The 18,429-nt window shown below is 41.3% G+C and carries 12 protein-coding genes and 1 pseudogene; 6 read left to right on the top strand and 7 right to left on the bottom strand.

The features are described from left to right. Nucleotides 1–101: 101 nt before the first annotated feature. Entirely contained in the window at nucleotides 102–2,417 is a 2,316-nt protein-coding gene (locus F9817_RS16365; protein ID WP_161157233.1) for a Tex family protein, read from the bottom strand. A gap of 317 nt (nucleotides 2,418–2,734) precedes the next feature. Between F9817_RS16365 and F9817_RS16360 the strand changes: the two genes are divergently transcribed. From F9817_RS16360 to F9817_RS16340, 5 genes and pseudogenes are all read left to right on the top strand, one after another. Next, nucleotides 2,735–3,826 carry a GGDEF domain-containing protein gene (locus F9817_RS16360; protein WP_161157232.1) on the top strand — a complete coding sequence of 364 codons (1,092 nt, stop codon included), beginning with the start codon at nucleotides 2,735–2,737 and terminating at the stop codon, nucleotides 3,824–3,826. Between the two features lie 84 nt (nucleotides 3,827–3,910). Beyond that, nucleotides 3,911–4,051 (top strand): annotated as a pseudogene (locus F9817_RS16355) (transcription elongation factor GreB); the annotation flags it as partial. 716 nt (nucleotides 4,052–4,767) lie between these two features. Next, the gene (locus F9817_RS16350) at nucleotides 4,768–7,482 is read left to right on the top strand and encodes a class I SAM-dependent DNA methyltransferase (RefSeq protein WP_161157230.1); all 2,715 of its coding nucleotides are present in this window, start codon (nucleotides 4,768–4,770) and stop codon (nucleotides 7,480–7,482) included. Beyond that, nucleotides 7,475–9,517 carry a DEAD/DEAH box helicase gene (locus tag F9817_RS16345; RefSeq protein WP_161157229.1) on the top strand — a complete coding sequence of 681 codons (2,043 nt, stop codon included), beginning with the start codon at nucleotides 7,475–7,477 and terminating at the stop codon, nucleotides 9,515–9,517. The genes F9817_RS16350 and F9817_RS16345 overlap by 8 nt, the downstream gene beginning before the upstream one ends. Nucleotides 9,518–9,538: 21 nt before the next feature. After that, nucleotides 9,539–10,792 carry a GIY-YIG nuclease family protein gene (locus F9817_RS16340; protein ID WP_161157228.1) on the top strand — a complete coding sequence of 418 codons (1,254 nt, stop codon included), beginning with the start codon at nucleotides 9,539–9,541 and terminating at the stop codon, nucleotides 10,790–10,792. Between the two features lie 108 nt (nucleotides 10,793–10,900). Here F9817_RS16340 and F9817_RS16335 read toward each other — a convergent pair whose 3' ends face one another. From F9817_RS16335 to F9817_RS16325, 3 genes are all read right to left on the bottom strand, one after another. After that, nucleotides 10,901–11,617 carry a hypothetical protein gene (locus F9817_RS16335; RefSeq protein WP_161157227.1) on the bottom strand — a complete coding sequence of 239 codons (717 nt, stop codon included), beginning with the start codon at nucleotides 11,615–11,617 and terminating at the stop codon, nucleotides 10,901–10,903. Between the two features lie 237 nt (nucleotides 11,618–11,854). Continuing rightward, nucleotides 11,855–13,237: a DEAD/DEAH box helicase gene (locus F9817_RS16330; protein WP_161157226.1), complete on the bottom strand. Its 1,383-nt coding sequence runs from the start codon at nucleotides 13,235–13,237 to the stop codon at nucleotides 11,855–11,857. Then, nucleotides 13,231–13,773 carry a phage tail tape measure protein gene (locus tag F9817_RS16325; protein ID WP_161157225.1) on the bottom strand — a complete coding sequence of 181 codons (543 nt, stop codon included), beginning with the start codon at nucleotides 13,771–13,773 and terminating at the stop codon, nucleotides 13,231–13,233. Before F9817_RS16325 ends, F9817_RS16330 begins: the two co-directional genes overlap by 7 nt. 92 nt (nucleotides 13,774–13,865) lie before the next feature. Here F9817_RS16325 and F9817_RS16320 point away from each other — a divergent pair, with 92 nt between their 5' ends. Beyond that, complete coding sequence (locus F9817_RS16320; protein WP_161157224.1) at nucleotides 13,866–14,072, top strand: helix-turn-helix domain-containing protein; 207 nt, start codon at nucleotides 13,866–13,868, stop codon at nucleotides 14,070–14,072. A 59-nt stretch (nucleotides 14,073–14,131) separates the two neighbouring features. Here F9817_RS16320 and greB read toward each other — a convergent pair whose 3' ends face one another. From greB to gmtZ, 3 genes are read right to left on the bottom strand one after another with little or no spacing between them, the layout of a single operon-like run. After that, complete coding sequence (gene greB, locus F9817_RS16315) at nucleotides 14,132–14,608, bottom strand: transcription elongation factor GreB (protein ID WP_161157223.1); 477 nt, start codon at nucleotides 14,606–14,608, stop codon at nucleotides 14,132–14,134. Nucleotides 14,609–14,626: 18 nt separating this feature from the next. Then, nucleotides 14,627–15,250, bottom strand: a complete 624-nt coding sequence (gene gmtX / locus F9817_RS16310) for a gamma-mobile-trio protein GmtX (RefSeq protein WP_161157222.1) — start codon at nucleotides 15,248–15,250, stop codon at nucleotides 14,627–14,629. A 1-nt stretch (nucleotide 15,251) separates the two neighbouring features. Next, complete coding sequence (gmtZ, locus tag F9817_RS16305; RefSeq protein ID WP_427916717.1) at nucleotides 15,252–18,371, bottom strand: gamma-mobile-trio integrase GmtZ; 3,120 nt, start codon at nucleotides 18,369–18,371, stop codon at nucleotides 15,252–15,254. Between the last annotated feature and the right edge of the window lie 58 nt (nucleotides 18,372–18,429).

The raw sequence follows: 18,429 nt of genomic DNA, 5'->3' as shown, positions 1-18,429 counted from the left end.
AACCAAATTTCTGCCACATTTGGTCGCTAAGACGCATCAACAAAAATCCCCACGTGGATGCGTGGGGATTTTTCTTTTTAACTCATTCTAATGGAGAGTTTTTAGCGTTTTGCTTTCGCAAAAGCGGCGGCAAATGCCCCACTCATTGCACCACCAGAGGTGTCCTCATTGCGGCGCTGGCGAGGTTGTGATTTCTTGCTTGGTGCCGGACTAGTGCGACCTTGGCTGCGATTATCTTGGCCAGGTTCATCGTTTAATCGCATTGATAAACCAATACGCTTACGTTGTACGTCTATTTCCATCACTTTGACTTTAACGATATCGCCTGCTTTGACGACTTCCCGAGGATCAGAAACAAAGCGATCCGTTAAGGCAGAAATATGAACCAAACCATCTTGGTGCACACCAATATCAACGAATGCGCCAAAGTTAGCCACGTTCGACACTACACCTTCTAGTATCATTCCGGGCTCTAAATCAGAGACTTCGGTAATGCCATCGGCAAAGGTTGCGGTTTTAAACTCTGGACGTGGATCTCGGCCGGGTTTGTCGAGTTCTTTGATGATATCGGTAATCGTTGGTACACCGAAATTTTCATTAGTGTAATCGACCGCATTAAGATTGCGTAAGAACTCGCTATTACCAATCAGGGTTTTGACGGCTTGATTGTTGTGTTCAGCAATATTTTTCACGACAGGATAGGCTTCAGGGTGTACCGCGGATGCATCCAATGGGTTTTTACCATCCATAATGCGCAAGAAACCCGCACATTGTTCAAATGCTTTAGGCCCCAAGCGAGCCACCTTTTTCAGTTCACTACGTGAGTTAAAACGACCATTCTCATCGCGGTAGTTAACGATGTTCTGTGCGAGAGTCGTTGATAGGCCTGCCACACGAGTTAACAAGGCGGGTGATGCGGTATTGAGATCAACCCCAACCGCGTTTACACAGTCTTCGACAACGGCATCAAGACGTTTGGAAAGAAGTGATTGGCTTACATCGTGCTGATATTGGCCAACACCGATTGACTTAGGATCGATTTTCACCAGCTCAGCCAGTGGGTCCTGCAAGCGGCGTGCAATTGACACAGCCCCACGTAACGATACATCCATATCTGGAAATTCATTCGCGGCTAATTCAGAAGCGGAATAAACCGATGCACCAGCTTCGCTTACGGTTACTTTCTGAATATTGAGGCCGGCTTGCTTCAATAAATCAGCAGTGAAAGCATCGGTTTCTCGAGAGGCGGTACCATTACCAATCGCTATTAAGTCCACATTGAACTGTTTGATTAAACGAGCAACAGACTGCATTGCTTTGTCATACTGTTTTTGTGGTGGATGAGGGTAGATGGTATCTGTCGCCAGCACTTTACCGGTTGCATCAACCACAGCGACTTTACAACCGGTACGTAACCCAGGATCGAGCCCCAAGGTTGCTTTAGGCCCAGCAGGTGCTGCCATTAACAAGTCTTTTAGGTTGGTGGCAAATACGTCAATGGCTTCAATTTCAGCACGCTCTTTCATTGCGCTCATCAATTCAGTTTCCATGTGCATGGAGACTTTAATGCGCCATGCCCAACTGATGACCTGTTTTCTCCAGTTATCTGCTGGGGCTTCACTAAGATGGATATGATAATGCTCTGCAATCAAGGTTTCACAGTAAGATTGGCGCACAGACTCTTCTTGGCCTGGGTCGGCATTTAAGCTTAGCGAAAGAAATCCTTCATTACGGCCACGTAACATTGCTAATGCTCGGTGAGAAGGTACTTTAGCAATTGGCTCGTGATGTTCGAAGTAGTCTTTGAATTTCTCACCTTCTTGCTCTTTACCGGTAATTACCCGTGATACCAGTTCACCATTGCGAGTCAAATATTGGCGAATGGTTTCTAACAGGTTTGCATCTTCAGCAATACGTTCCATGATGATCGCTCGCGCTCCGTCGAGAGCGGCTTTAGTATCATCAATATTATGTTCGCTATTTAGGTAATTTTGCGCTTCGGTTTCTGGATCCGTTTGTGGATGGTTCCATAAAGTGTCTGCAAGAGGCTCTAGTCCGGCCTCAATCGCTATTTGACCTTTTGTGCGGCGTTTAGGCTTATAGGGCAGGTAGAGATCTTCAAGACGTGTTTTACTGTCGGCATCGAGAATCTCTTTATTCAGTTCTGGGGTTAATTTCCCTTGATCTTCTATCGACTTTAAAATCGTTTGGCGACGTTCATCCAGCTCCCGTAAATAAGATAAACGACTATCTAAATTACGTAGCTGGGTATCATCAAGTCCCCCAGTGACTTCTTTACGGTAGCGCGCGATAAAAGGAACGGTGTTGCCGTCATCAATCAGTTTTACGGCAGCGATAACTTGCTCAGAACGCACATTCAGTTCTTGAGCAATCATATGACAGATAGCTTGGCTCATCCGTGGGACTCTTCATTAGTAATTTATGAGAGTATTTATGGGGGTTTCTAGCCGCTTTTTCTAGGGGGCTAAATAGACAGGGCAGCATTTTGTGTCTTATCGCGCAGTTTTTTTCCCCTTTGCAAAAGTTTTACATGCGACATGAAACTTTTTGTCTCAAAAGTGCACTCATATGACTTATTTATGAGAAAAAAAATCAAAAGTGAACAATAAATCAGCTAGTTAACAATCAATTACTGCAAATATGAGTATAATGCGCGGCCTTAACGAACAAATGCTACTTTTTTAACCAGTAACTATAGTCAGCGACGCTCTTTATGGAAAATTTGGTACCTCACAACAACGACAACGCACCAATGTCTCCGGTTCTATTCCGTCGTTTGCTTCTTTTCGCTATGTTCTGTTTTTCAGCGATTTGGCTTATTGATGAATGGGGTGGTGTTATAGCGAACTTTGAGCGCTGGTCCTATCCGGCTTGCATCGCTTTGTTTGCTGGGCTCTATTTTCTCAGTTTCACCCAGAGGCTCACCGAAAAAACATTACACTTTAGCGCGTATATCATTGTTGCGTCTTATCTTATTCTTACCAGTATCTGGCATCACATGGGAACCAACGGCATGTTTTCTAATGCCGCGCAGTGGTTAGGGTTAAATTATGTGATTGCCTATCTATTTTTAGAAGTGCGTAGAGCCGTACCAACGACAGTCGTGGTGTATGTTATTACTATCGTCGGGCACTTCTGGGCGTTAAGACAATACAATAGTTTTGATGACACCATGAGTGTGGTTCTAAAAATCGGATTAGCTCATTTAGCTTATGTTGTTTTGCTCGGTACCGCATTAAAACTGCGTATTGATAACTACAGCCATAAGGCTCGTGCTTGTGCTTTGGAATATTACATTAAGGTTGATCCATTAACGAATTTGCTTAATCGACGTGGCATTGAAAGTGCAATTGAAGAGAAAGATCTGGAGCGAGTCTATTATCGTCATCATTACGCTATTTTGATTTTGGATATTGACCACTTCAAACGGGTAAACGATGAATTAGGCCATCTGATGGGGGATGACGTTTTAGTTAAAGTTGCCAATACTCTTTTATCGGTTACCTGTGAACACGATATTGTTGGGCGTTGGGGCGGCGAAGAGTTCCTCATTGTCTCTCATAGCACCTCTCAACGTGAGGTTATGCAATTAGCAGAGAAGATTCGTCATTCGATTTCGACGATTAGCATTGACGATGTCCCTCCGATTACAGTCAGCATTGGTGTTAGTTTTAGTGAAGAAGCTCCAACCTTTATTCAATGTCTTGATATCGCTGATAACAACCTTTATTGCGCAAAACATGGCGGCCGTAACCAAGTTGTCGCTAGTCCTCACTTCGAACTCTCACCGATCTTTGCTTCCTAATCCTCAGTAACTTGATGTAACGCTGGAAAAATTCCTTTAAAAGCGATAGTTTCGCGCTATGAATGTAGGTAAAGGGATCGCAAGGTGAAAACCAAACTGATTACCCGTGAAGGTTACGACAAACTCAAAGAAGAGCATGATTTCCTGTGGAACGAACGGCGTCCTGAAATCACTAAAATAGTGACTTGGGCTGCAAGTTTGGGCGATCGTTCTGAGAACGCTGATTCTGTTTTAGAAGTATAAAAAATATACTAAATATACCTAACCAACTAATTAAAAAATACATATAAATAGTATGTGTACTATTTATATGTACTATTTTCACTTAAACAAAACACAATTAACCACGGCCAAGGTACGACAGAATCGCTTGGTGATCACAGGTAGAAAATCCATAATTTAACTCGAAAATGGACAGAAACGCGTTAGATTTTAACTCTACCAGGTGAGTTTCGGATAAAAATTTCTCTGGCTTAATGTCCGCCACAAACGCGAGCAACTCATGGCGAGTCGTACGCCCAACGGGCGAGTTTTTGATGGCGCTTGTTATGTGTGTCAAATCGAAGCAGCAGCCCGCCGAATACTTTTATGCAACCGATGTCGCCTTTAAGATTAAATCCATCGTTTAAAATTATGAAAAAATCTCTGTTTCCATAATCAACTGAACCGCAATTTTGATAAATTGCATCTAAATTTGATCCAATTCACCCCGCATTTTGCATATGTGAGAGATTCACAATGTTGACCAAGAAAATGGCTCAAATGAGGGCTAATCAGGTTCCAAAATTATCGGATATTTACAGTATTATATTTTTAGATAACGAACTGAATTTTATAGATTAAACCGAATTTCAAATTGATGCATGTGATATATTTATACCAGAAGTATTTTTTAGAGAGCTAAACTGCGGATGCGGTAAAGTTCTATTAGGGAGTTTTAAATGGCATTTGACCAGTCCAAGGCATTCATTCAATTAGAAAAATTAGTTAAAGATAATGATAAAGAGAACTTCTTCTTTGATTTCATGCTCGCATTCAATACACCTCGTTCTACCGTAACAAAGCTGAAAAAAAATATTGGTTCGGATGTTTCATCCTCTGGTGGTGAATACCTCATCAAAAACAAAATCCACTTTAAGCAGGTATCTAGAGGAACTGATTTACACGCTGAATGCGATTTTTTAAAAAGCTTATCCAGCACCTCTAAAGAGAAAATACGCTTTACACTAGTTACGGATTTTCTGGATGTTGTTGCTTACGATACAAGAGCAAAAGCTTTACTAGATGTTGAATTCGTCGACCTGCACAAGAATTATGCATTTTTCTTGCCTCTGGCTGGTATTGAAAAGTATGAATTAACGGATGAACATCCAGCTGACATCAAAGCAGCATACAAACTTGGACAACTGTGTGATGTGATTCGGCGTCATAATGAAATCAACTCTCCTGAAAGGGTTCACGCGTTAAACGTATTTCTTACCCGTTTACTCTTCTGTTTTTACGCTGAAGACACTGGTATTTTTTCCGACAATCAGTTTATTAACGCGCTCCAAAATACAACCGACAAGAACGGTAGTGATTTAGATAGCTTCTTTGAGAAGCTATTTCTCGTCTTTAATCTTCCGAATGATTCTGAAAAACGTCGTGCTCTACCAACGCATTTTGCCTCTTTCGAATATGTAAATGGTGGCTTATTCGCTAGCCATGAGTGGATACCCAAATTCACTGACAAAGCCAGGCGCATGATCATTGAGGCCGGTTATCTCGAATGGGATCAAATTAACCCTGATATTTTGGGGAGCATGTTTCAGTCTGTAATCGAGCCTGAGCAAAGGGGTAGGTTAGGACAGCATTACACTAGCGTCCCAAATATCATGAAAGTTATCCAGCCTTTATTCCTTGATGGATTGGAAGAAGCCTTGGATAAAGCAAAGACAAGCTCTAGGAAGCTCCAGGAACTGCTCATACGAATTCAGCGCATTCGGATTTTTGATAGTGCTTGCGGCTCTGGTAACTTTTTGATCATTGCTTACAAGGAATTACGTAAGTTTGAAATGAAGGTGTTGAAAGCACTGGATGCCTTGGGTAAACAGTCAGAAATTTTTATGAGTGGTATAACTCTAACTCAGTTTTATGGCATAGAGATCGACGATTTTGCGCATGAGATAGCGTTGCTATCTTTATGGCTTGCTGAAAACCAAATGAATAAGATGTTTAAAGCTGAATTTGGGCACTCGGAGCCAATGTTGCCGTTGAAAGATTCCGGTAATGTTATTCATGATAATGCGCTTCGTTTAGACTGGGAGCAAGTGTGTCCTAAGATGGATAAACATGGTGATTTAGAAGTCTACGTTTGCGGCAACCCTCCATTCGTTTCTTTTAAAGAAAGGGCTAAGAGCGAGAAACAGACAGAGGACATGGCGCAGCTTTTTTCCGGCTACGGTAACTGGAAGCAGATTGACTATGTAGGCGCTTGGTTTTTTAAAGGCGCCAAGTATATAAAGGGGGGGAACGCTAAATTAGCACTTGTTGCGACTAATAGTGTCATTCAGGGGGACCAAGTCAGTCTCTTGTGGGGCAAGATCTTGCAAGAAGGGATAAAAATAGAGTTTGGTTACACAAGCTTTAGTTGGTCTAACAACGCTAAAGATAAAGCTGCTGTTCATGTGACTATAATTGGACTATCAAACAACCCTACGCACAAAGCCATTTACTCGTCAAGAAAAAATGATGAAGTGGTGAAGGTTTCCGTAAAAAATGTTTCACCGTACCTTGTTGATGCCAGCGACCTTTTCATAACTCCAGTAAATAAGCCAATTTCTAAAAGCGCAAAGACGATGAAAGACGGAAATAATTATACAAAGTCTGCATCCCTTTTTGTTCAAAATGAGGAAAAAGAAGAAATTGAATCTGAATATCCGGAGCTGTCTCAATATATCAAAAAAATAATTGGAGCGGATGAGTTCCTCAATGGGAAGCTCAGGTATTGCTTCTGGTTGGTTGACTACGAACTTAGTGAGAAGCATCCATATTTGGAAAAAAGGATTCAAGCTTGTAAACAGGAACGGCTAGGGAGCACAAAGAGAGAAACAAGAGAAATAGCGTCAAAAACGCCTCATTTGTTCCCTGAAGTACGACAACCTAAAACTGGGAAATATCTGGTAGTACCTCGTGTGACATCGGAACGAAGAAAGTATGTTCCTATCGATATTCTACCTTGTGAAATAATTACAACAAATCAGGTGTTAATGGTTGACCATGCAGATGTTTACGATTTCTCAATTCTAACAAGTGAAATGCACAATGATTGGATGCGCACCGTTGCTGGTCGGCTTGAGAGTCGTTACCGATATTCAGCCACATTGGTTTATAACACTTTCCCATGGCCGGAGGTATCAGAGACGCAAAAAGAACAAATCAGCACTCTTGGTGAAGAAATTCTGCTTACACGGGCAGATTACCCTGATAAGACTTTGGCGCAGTTATATGACCCGGACAAGATGCCAGAACCGTTGCGTCAGGCCCACAGAGAGCTTGACCTTGCTGTGGAGCAACTATATCGCGTCAAGCCATTTGAGGATGCTGCAGAACGTGTCGCTTTCTTGTTCAAACGTTATGAGCAACTCATAAATATCAAGGAGGGTAATAATGCCTAATTTAGTGAATGTTCAGTTCGACACGACATCAACAAGTAAGAGCAATGCATTGGGTATGCGCCCAATGCAGGCGCGTGTTTTCGAACAAAGAAATGAACCTTACATACTCGTTAAGGCTCCCCCTGCTTCTGGGAAGTCACGAGCGCTGATGTTTGTTGCATTGGATAAGCTAATTAATCAAGGGATAAAGAAGGTAATTGTCGCAGTACCAGAGATGTCCATCGGTAGTTCATTTAAGTCAACCGACCTTACATCCGATGGCTTTTATGCCGATTGGCATATGCCTGATAAATACAATCTTTGTAATGAAGGCAATATCAGTAAGGCTAATATTTTCCGTGAGTTTCTGTCATCACAGAATGAAAAAGTTTTGTTATGTACCCATGCCACTTTTAGGCTCACGCTCAAAGATATCGACATATCATTACTGAATGACACCGTTATTGCAATTGACGAGTTTCATCACGTTAGTGAGTCCGCTGACAATGAACTAGGAAATGTTCTCAGTGAAATAATGGCAAACAGTAATGCCCATATCATCGCTATGACGGGGTCATATTTCAGAGGGGATCAGTTAAATATACTGAATTCTTCAGATGAAGCTAGGTTTAAACACGTTACCTACTCATATTATGAGCAGATCCAAAGCTATCAATACTTGAAGTCACTTAGTATCGGATATCACTTTTATCGCGATGGATATTTGAGCTGTCTCGGTGAGGTACTTGATGTCACTAAAAAGACAATTATTCATATCCCTAATGTGAATTCACGAGAAAGTACGGGCGATAAATACAACGAACGATCTGCTATTCTCGACATTATAGGTAGGGGCCATCAGGGAGAAATTTCCGCGAATGAGAATGGCATTTACCTTGTCCCTTCCAAATTGCCCGACGGAAGTGAGCGGGTTTTGAAAGTTGCGGACTTAGTTGATGATGGGCCAAGTCGAGTTAAGGTACAAACCTATCTGAAAAATATAACGAGTGCTGATGACTTAGACATTATTATCGCTCTTGGCATGGCGAAAGAAGGGTTTGACTGGGAATATTGCGAACATGCACTGACCATTGGCTTTCGCAGTAGTTTAACTGAAGTCGTTCAAATAATTGGGCGTGCAACACGTGACTGCAAAGGGAAAACTCATGCGCAATTTACCAATCTAATTGCCGAGCCAGACGCGACATCAGAAGAAGCTGCGTATGCGGTTAACAATATGCTTAAAGCAATCTCTGTATCCTTGTTAATGGAGCAAGTGTTAGCTCCTAAAGTTAACTTCAAAATACGAGGAGAAGTCATTGGCAATGAGGATGGTGATTACGAAATTAGCATAGACGATTGGCCTAACCCACCCAGTGAGTCGGCGAAAAAAGCAATTGAAAACAGTGACACGATCATTGCCAAGTTAACAAATGATACTAAGAAGTTACATTCGGTACTCACAGGTGAATATGAACCCGAAGTCTGGCGTGATTATCATATACCCAAACTCCTGAGAGAGTCGTATCCAGACCTTGAAGAAGAAGAAATCGAGAGACTATCGGAAGTATTCTTAACCGCAATGACCGTTTCCGCTGGCGGGGCCAAAATAGTCAATGGCGATAAAATACCTGAAGACGCAAAACCTCATATTGAAGACCCGACTGAACCATATAACGGCCCATCAAGCGGTGCTGAAGCTGATCCTAATAAAAAGTTCTTGCTCATGGGCGGCAAGTTTATCGCTGTAGATGATTTAAACATAAATCTAATTCATAGCATAAACCCTTTCCAACAGGCTTATGAGGTCATTTCACGTGAAATAGATACTCAGTTACTTAGTGTAATTCAGGCCCAGGTGCGCGCAATGCAATCAGACATGAGCATTGAAGAGGCAAAGGCACTTGCCCCACGGATTAAGGAATTTCAGGCTGAGCATGGCAAGAATCCCGAAGTCGGCAGCGCAGATGATATAGAGAATAGGCTAGCCATTGCTTTACAAAAGCTATTTCAGTGGGCACAAGCGAAGAGAAATCAGGAAGCATCTCAAGGCTAGAAATAAGAAAGGTATAAGTTAATGTCAAAACGAATAGGTCGGCATTTATCGAAACGCTCATTGAGCCTAGATGAGTTTTGGGAACAAGAAAAAGATGATCTGTTTAAAGATATTGTTCCAAAAACACTAAAATCAAATGGAAGCTCAGATCCAGCAGTCCAGACATTAAATGATGTAAATGATTTTTTTTCTAAACACAATAGAGAGCCAAAAATAGATGGACCTCTCGAAGAAAAGGTGCTTGCTAGAAAATTGAACGGTATTAGGAAGCTCTCTGGTCGGGATGACTTGTTGAAGGTAGATATACACGGGCTGTTATTGGTAGAAATAAGTGATCATAAAGCAGAAGAATTAAATGGGCCGATAACACCTTTAATCGATACATCCAACGACGATGCTCTCGCTGATAGTCTTCTAGGTATGCTAGGAGGTGACAATCTTAAAGGTCTCTTTGATACTGAGTCTTTAAAACAAGCGAAGCCCAAGAACACACAAGACCGTGTTGGTCAGCGTACCCCATGCTCAAACTTCATTCATTACATACCGATATTTAATCAGATAAAGGACAAAATAGACAATAGTCAGGATTCCATAATTCCTTTTAAGGGAACGTCTAAAATCAACGTCGGAGACGTCTTCATTTGGGGAGGCATAACGTGTTTTGTCGAGCGAGAATTGAAAATGGAATACGACTCAGAAGGTAAACCAAACCCACGACTAAAAATCATTTTCGATAATGGAATGTACGCGGATATGCTTTATCAGTCTTTCTCTCAGGGAATGTATCGCTCACCTGGTACTAGACGAATAAAATTAGACATTTCTCATGTTTTAGGTGACTTGAGCAAGCCATTAGCAGAAAGGTATGGCAATAAGACGGGCGAGATTTACTTTTTAGCCTCACATTCAAATGCTCCTGAAGTAACAATGTTTAAAAATTTAATTAAGGTAGGCGTTACAACAAACCATACACCACTTCGAACGCGTAATGCTGATTCAGAAAGTACTTACCTTTATGCGCCAGTGAGAATACTAAGAATCCTGCCTTGTTATAACATCAATGTTCAGGGGCTAGAGTCTCTGATCCACACCCAACTTCACGAATTCCGTAAGGAAATAAAGCTACGAAATAAAAAAACAGGAAAGGAACTTGTAGCAAAAGAGTGGTTTGACGTCAGTTTAGAGAAAGCAGTGTCCGTCGCCATTAATATCGTAAGAGACAGTATTGGTCATGTTACTTTGGATGAAAATGATAATTTATACCCAAACGAATGAATCGCCATTATGAACTAGTCACTTTGTAGCATTACTAACATTCGGTCAATCTTTGAGGGCTAGAGTTAGCCGAAAGTAACGTGGCTAACTCATTTAGGGGCAATTTTGTTACAGCCCATCAATTAAGTAATTTGGAAAATGACCGATATCCCATGGCTTTTCATTCTTTGCTTCGAAGTCATTCATGACGCTATCGAGCAAAGTATCACATAGGTTAGCCAAGAATTGAGTAGGGTAAATAAGCTCTAGGTGACCGTCATACTCACGTTTATTCCAGAAAATGTAATGTACGTTTTCTTGTTCCTTCGGAAATGGAGACAAACCTTTAGCAGCATACTGTTGGTGTAACAGTCCATTTCTCATACCGTATAGTAAATTTGCGTAAGTGAAATGGCTTAGTGTTTTTTTATAATGTTTTTTTTCTCCATTGTCCGGCCATAATTCCGCAATTTCATCTTTGGTCGGAGCTAAATCTAGAAAAATCATGCCATCCTGATTGTTTCTCCAATCATCGAGTAAAGATGCCAAGTGTTGTTTTAGTTTGGGCAAGCCCGGTGAGATATCCAAAAATCGATGTAGATGCATTGGGCATATTTTTTCTGCTTCGAGCCAATTGCCATGCTCTATGATTACGCGAGTAAAGCGTTCTCGAGTGTCAACATTACTTCCATATCGTGTAGCCCCTAATGCATCAATAAAGGATGAGTACAATACGGCCTGCATTACGGAGAGATTGTCCGGATGAGCTTGAATCTCATGTATATCAGTTAATCGAACAAGCAGATAGTCTCGCACTTCTGAAATACGGTCTTGAATTGCCGCCACAATAGCTACCTCTTTAATAGGAATTCGAAGGGTGTATAGTTGCACAATATCTGTATTAGATGAATTGAGTCAAAATGGAACTCTCGCAAATATTGTAACCATGAGATGTAACACACTTTGGGGCATAAATGTGTCAGTGACCTTTCTAAATTAGCACCTCACGGATAACTTCAGGTATTGCGCTTCTCGAATTAAGTGGCCAAATTCACTTAGCTACCACAATAACACATTGAATTTTCAAAGAAATGCGGCGATTACACGCTCTCTGAAATTTCCTAAGTTCAACTGCCCAGAAGAAGCAGAGTATGCTGATATGGTTGACTGTTTTTCCGAACGTTCTTTATTCCAACTAAGCTGTATTTTCCCAGTATCAGTTTTTCTCTTTTGTTGATCAGGGAAATGGGAGCGATCTGACGAAACAGAAACTTGAGGTCTATCTTGCAAATTATCTGGTTTGATAAATAAGCATGAGTCTGGAATATCTTGTTCGATCTGCTCAGCAAAACTCACCAGACTTTCTTCAGCGAAAGTGTACAACCATGCCTGTTGATTCGGGGATTCATTCGTTCGTAAAATCCGCCCTAAAACTTGTCTGAAATAAAGTTCTGTTTTCACGAAACTTAAATGGCAACAAACTTGTAGACGTGGAATATCCGTCCCTTCACTAATCATTCCGACGCTGATAATCCATTGAGTCGTTCCGTTGCGATACCCATTGATTTTCTCTAATGGATTTTCATGATAGTAAGTGACTATCTCTGTACTTTGCTCATATGTCTCAGCCAAAACTTTCTGAATTTCGATTGCATGTCCTACAGATGAAGCAACAACCAAACCTCCGGCATTAGGGTTATCCATACGTATTTCGGCCAGCTTTTTACATCCAAGGCCAAGCACATAGGTCATTGCATCAACATTCTGCAAAATACTTTGATACGACGTTGCTGATTGCTTTAAAAGGTCTGGAATGGACGAAAATGACTTTGATTGTCCACTTTCAGAAATAGACAGATGATCGTTATCGATTAGTACAATTTTGGGTGAGCGACAGACCTTATCCATAATCGCTTGCTTTAAACCGTATTGGTAATCACATTGGATACGACCTTCTGCGTCAGAATACTGTGCTAATGTAATTGGCAGTAAATCTGACCGCCATGGCGTGCCGGATAAGGACAATGTAAACGCAGCAATTCCTTGAATCTTTCTCAGAATCTGTTCACCCCATACATTGGCATTGTCAACTTCATCACCTGAGCAGTGATGAATTTCATCAAACACGACCAGTACACGGTGTTTTTTCATTGTTTCCCAAAAACTTTTTCTAAGGTATTTCATACTTTGATAAGTAAACGATCCACCTATTGAACCTAGCCCTCCGGTAAAAGAGCATCCCAATCGCCATGAAAAGGTATTTTTGATACCTTCAGCGATCGTTAATGATGGAGAAAAACAGAGAACTAAGTCTATTTTGTCTAGGTTATACAATCTCTTGGCGATTTCCGCTGCCGTTACCGTTTTTCCAGCCCCAGGAGTAGCCTGAACCTGAAAATGTGAATGTCCAGCGAGATACTTTTCTAAAGCCAATTCAACACAACCTTTTTGCCATAGCCTTAACATTTTATGTCCACATAATTACTAAGCTTTAGGGCCTGATTAAGCACATTAATCTTGGCAAGATATCTGACAGATTTTTCTCTAGTTTCTTCTGAAAGTCTTAATAGTGATGATTTCTGGGATGGTAACCTTTCAGACAATAGTTGAAATTCCTCAATCTCGGCTAAAGCTATCGCTAATTCAGCTTCATATTTTCGTCTTTCCCAAACGAGTTCATCGAGACTAAGAGTCTTATTATGACTTCTTTTTACTGCTTCTATCTTTTGGGACTTTCGTCTTTTAGGTTTAAATTCAGTCGTTTTGAACAGTTCTGATTTGTGATAGGTTTTTTTGCGTCCTTGACCTTTGGTCTCAAGCAATCCTTTTTGCTCTAACTGTAGTAGATGACGATAAAGAAATTTACGTGCTTCTACGACGTCGTTGAACTCTCCTGATATTTTTAATAGTTCATCCCGTAAACAGAGCACCGTAAACCCATCAAGTCCCTCTTCTATGAGTAGGGTATAGATATATTCATTAAGTAGTGTTTTATTCGTCATAAGGGTTCAAATTCAAACCAAAATGCGGATTATAGTCCGTGGTTATATGATCCGCAATAAAGGATAGTCTTTCATTTTGAGAACCTGTAAAAATGAAAGACTTAGCAATCAAATTCGGCGCAAACTTACGATCAATGCGTAAAGACAAGGGTCTATCTCAAGATAAGCTTGCTAATTCAGCAGACATCGACCGAAGTTATGTCGGTCGAATAGAAAGAGGAGAGGTCAATATTACACTGGAAAAAGCGTACCAGTTGGCAAGCATTCTTGGTTGCGATGTGCGTGATTTGTTGCCGTAATAGCAATAAACAACTCTAGTTCAGCACTTTGGATTGTATTCGAGATTAACCAATCAAGTTTATTTTTCGTATGTAATCGAGTTGATAAACCATTCTTTATCCCCACCAGGAGTCTGAACGATAAACTCATCATCAACTTCTTTCTTCAAGAGCGCTCGCGCCATTGGAGAGTCAATAGATATAAAATTTTTAGCGCCCCCATAGATTTCTTCTGGACCAACGATACGAAATTTCATCACATCACCGGATTCATTTTCAATTTCAACCCAGGCTCCGAAAAACACTTTACCTTCTTGTTGAGGAGAGTAATCAACAACGGTTACTTCAGGTAAAAACTTTCTTAGAAACCGGACCCGCCTATCTATCTGACGAAGTAAACGCTTATTGAAGGTGTAATCTGCATTTTCAGAGCGGTCTCCTAAGCTTGCAGCCCAAGTTACAATTTTAGTAATTTCAGGTCGTTTTTCATTCCATAAGTGGTCATGTTCAGCTTTCAGTTTGTTGTAACCTTCTCTGGTGATTAGTTTTGTTTTCACTTCTACAGTCCAAGTTATCTATAAGTTTTTTAGCGCCTTTTTGATTGCATCGATGGTCGCAACACGGAAAAAAGACTTTTGAGTATCACTCGAAACTATACTGCCATTTTTTCCAACCTCCAATTGATGTCTACGTAAAAACTCACTAGAAATGAGGTACTCCAATGCGCTTCGTTCCAGCTCAGTGAGCTTAATTGACGCAACAGAGACATCGACGTTATCGAACACTTCAATGACCTGGTTGATTGGCACTACTTCATTAAGTAGTCGCTCTGCTTCTTTTTTTTGCGCATAGAGAATGTTGGCTTGAAGCTTAACTACTGGGTCTTCTAATTCATCTATCCAAGCGTGCATCTTACCTTTTGAGGTGTTTCGTGCTGGCCTTGGTTGGTCTTTTGTTGAAGAGGTGAAGCTTTCAATTAAGGTTCGGTACGACTCACCGGTTTTGTTGCGGATGCTTTGTGCTGCTGGAACTCCTCGCCCTTTTCCAAGGCGGGCTATCGTGGAATAGCTAAAGTCATTCAATCCACGCTCTTGTTGTTCCTTGCATATGGTGAACACCGCCTCTAGTGAGTTTTGTACTCGAGTGGAGGCTTTCTTTTTTAGCTGATTCAGTACTTGCTCAGGAGTAATTGTTGACATGCTAACCGATCCTTTTTAGTGGTTTCGACTTCTCAAACAATTCTCGAATAGTCTTTTCATCAAAATTGTTATCTATCGATAGGTCCTTTAAAGTCAAACTCCCATCCATAAGACGGTCGACGTTATCCCAACCTTTCAACCTTGCCAGCATCAACTCTGTTAACTGGTTCCCCACTAAGAGTTGCTCTGTTTCTGATAGTAAAAAAAGTTGCGGCTGGATACCGTTTTCGACCATCATTTTGTCGATCATTTGGGAGCGTCTTGTTACCGCTAAGTCGTCGCTACAGCTATGGTACAGCTCTGCATTCGAACACACTTCTGATAGTTGATGAAAATTGCTTACTTCATCCAACTCTACATCTAATGTGAATTCATGCGGAACAATAAGCTGATAGTGATTCTCCTTGTTCTCTTTAGGAGCACGCATAAGAGTTTGACAATTATGTATATGTCGGTGAATTGCGTTCATGTCTGAGAGGTACAAATCTAGCTTCTTCGCTCGTGTTTCAATTGCCGAGTTCAAGTGCATACGTTGTCCAACTAACTTACGTCTATCAGACTCCAGAGCAGACTTCTCTAAGCTATCCGCTTTTATTTTGTAAAGTTGGTGATCAATGACATCTATCTTCTCTGCAATATTATCAATCTCCTGCTCAAGAGAAGTGTAACGTATAGATTGCGTGTTTACGGCTAGGCTTATCTCATTGAATATGGCAGTCAGTCCAACCAAAAAAGCAGGGCCGCTAATAAAGAATCGACACTGAAAACAGTTCTGTTCACCCAAATAACCTGCTGGTACAGGGTGATATATGTTGGCTTTGGTGGCTACGGGACAGCCACCCTCTGAACAAAAAGCACCTCCTACAGGGCAGATACCAAAGTCTTTCCATAAATAGCTAGAGGCCGGGCGAGCATTGTCGAGTGAACTTAGTAGATCCATAGATGAACCTACTAACTGTGATTTAACCTCTTCAATTCTCTGCTGTTCCACAAAGGATTTGAGCGTTTGCGTTGCTTTGCTCATCGCCTCCTTTTCTCCCAACTCCATTTTCTCTCGTAAGTTGCTGCCTGTTTTATCGCTCTTGGTATAGTAGATGGTCATTATGATGCTGGAATGGCCGACCAATTTCATTATGACTTCCAAAGGAATGCCGAACTCATACGCATAAGCGTTGATCAAACTGACGCGCATTGAGTGTGGAGTGTAAGGGGATTTAAAGTGTGAAAGTGGTATCGTTTGACTATTTTCCAATTTTTTGATCGATTGATTGTATTTCAATCCTTTGTAGGTAGCCGTTGTAATATCATTTTTTGCAGAGAAATATAGTGCAGCTGCAAGCCGTGTCGTTAGTCTGCCACCAAATGTGCCTGGCTCTCTTTCTAGATAGTCCCGGAATAAAAAGCAATTCGCCCCTTTTTGCTTACGCTGAACTTCGTTTAGATTGGTGCGCTCACAATCAAGCCATTTCGTTGGCTCCTTTAGTGGATTATATTTCTGTTGCCACTTTCTAAGCTTTACTAACCAATATGCTAGATCTAGGGGCATGAAGGGAATTGTGTAGCCCGAACCATCAAACTTAGTTTTGTTGGATGTATAATGGACACCGAACTCTCCTTGCCCTGACTTACTCACCATGCTCTGACGATTGGTTAGGCCAGCTAACATAGTCCTATTTTTCTTCCAAACGACTTTATTGTTTTTAAAGTCGGCGAGTTCTTGATCTGCCTCCCCAGAGTCGCAATAGACTATTTGCATCCCTCTCGCAGGGAGTTGCATGAGTGAGTACGTATAGGTCCAGTATGTTGGAAACCAAAGATAGGTTTTCCCATTTTCAATTTTGAAAACGCAATCAGGGTCGTTTTTATCTAGGAGAGAGCTATCGTTGACCTGCACCCAGTCTGATGAAAAACGATGCAAATGAGCTAAATCCCAATAACTTAGCTTTTTCTCTACCGAGTCTAATGGAAATATCCACTCTCGCCCTGCTTTTACATATTGATAAGGCAGAGCCATCTTATCTGTTTCATTGACAACTTGAGGCGCAGTTTCTCCATTAAAATTAATGTGACTAAATGGGTTTTTGGCATCCTTGATGTGAGTAATTTCTCCGGTCTCTGTGTCTTCCAAAATAAGATAACTCGAGATAATCCAATCTAAGAACTCATTGATTGAAAACGCCCATTTTTTTCTTCGTGTCACTGGAACTTGTTCAAACAGATTCAGCATTGGTTGAATGTTTGTCGAGCCACGTGTGAGAAACTCCAACGGGGATGTTTCAAAACCATTTGGCTCAATGTATTCACGAACAAATTCACATAAGTCTTTCGCTTTGGTATCTCCGCCACGTGCAGACTTGAGAAACTCTTTTATCGTCTCCGCCCACAAAGACCATTCATCCGTAAAGTATTTCACTTGATACGGTCGTTTAACTCCCCAGAAGTCAAAGGTGTTAGTCCAACCCTTTCCTTGATAATTCTCTTCTGGTTTTGCTGGCATTCTAGGATCATTGGATTCAGCTCGAAGCTTCGCATACTCTGCAAGGCTGCAAACTCCTTTGCTTTGAACCAAAGCTGCTAGTTCGTCATATCCATAAAGCCTTGGTATATCGAGAGCGTCATACCAATTGCTCCAGTCAGGTATTCTTTTTTCAGGTTTGGAGGGTAATTGAGGATAGTTCTTTTGTGTAACTCTGTATTGAGATGAGTCTTTGATTCTTAGAATCGCACATGCTGTTTTGAACTGTTTTAGATTAGATATATCTCTGGGCAATAAGAAGTGAATCCAGTTAACCCATTCAGTGGCATAAACCTGCCTTGGCTTCGCGGGAAGGCGTTCATCTTCTTTGTAACGCTGCTTATATTCTTGCACCGATTGAATGCCCAATCCTATCGCGGTTTCGCTGGCCTCTGCGTATGTCGAATAGAAAGGCCGCTTCTCTTTATCCAGAAAACTAAACCAATCAACCCAGTCAGCGGCATAAAGCTTATATGGACTCGCGGGAAGACGCACATCTTCTTTGTAACGNTGCTGATATTCTGGTCCCGATTGAATGCCCAATCCTATCGTGGCTTCGCTGGCCTCTGCGTATGTCGAATAGAAAGACCGCTTCTCTTTATCCAGAAAACTAAACCAATCAACCCAGTCAGCGGCATAAAGCGTATTTGGACTCGCGGGAAGA

It is taken from the genome of Vibrio eleionomae, from assembly GCF_009874545.1.
Lineage (GTDB): Bacteria > Pseudomonadota > Gammaproteobacteria > Enterobacterales > Vibrionaceae > Vibrio > Vibrio nitrifigilis.
This window is presented reverse-complemented; position numbering and strand designations above follow the sequence as displayed.

Excerpts from the sequence above, each read along its gene's own strand:
- F9817_RS16350 (WP_161157230.1), top strand. The coding sequence starts at position 4,768 with ATGGCATTTGACCAGTCCAAGGCATTCATTCAATTAGAAAAATTAGTT.
- F9817_RS16330 (WP_161157226.1), bottom strand. The coding sequence starts at position 13,237 with ATGTTAAGGCTATGGCAAAAAGGTTGTGTTGAATTGGCTTTAGAAAAG.
- F9817_RS16365 (WP_161157233.1), bottom strand. The coding sequence starts at position 2,417 with ATGAGCCAAGCTATCTGTCATATGATTGCTCAAGAACTGAATGTGCGT.
- F9817_RS16325 (WP_161157225.1), bottom strand. The coding sequence starts at position 13,773 with ATGACGAATAAAACACTACTTAATGAATATATCTATACCCTACTCATA.
- F9817_RS16320 (WP_161157224.1), top strand. The coding sequence starts at position 13,866 with ATGAAAGACTTAGCAATCAAATTCGGCGCAAACTTACGATCAATGCGT.
- F9817_RS16345 (WP_161157229.1), top strand. The coding sequence starts at position 7,475 with ATGCCTAATTTAGTGAATGTTCAGTTCGACACGACATCAACAAGTAAG.
- gmtX (WP_161157222.1), bottom strand. The coding sequence starts at position 15,250 with ATGTCAACAATTACTCCTGAGCAAGTACTGAATCAGCTAAAAAAGAAA.
- F9817_RS16360 (WP_161157232.1), top strand. The coding sequence starts at position 2,735 with ATGGAAAATTTGGTACCTCACAACAACGACAACGCACCAATGTCTCCG.
- F9817_RS16340 (WP_161157228.1), top strand. The coding sequence starts at position 9,539 with ATGTCAAAACGAATAGGTCGGCATTTATCGAAACGCTCATTGAGCCTA.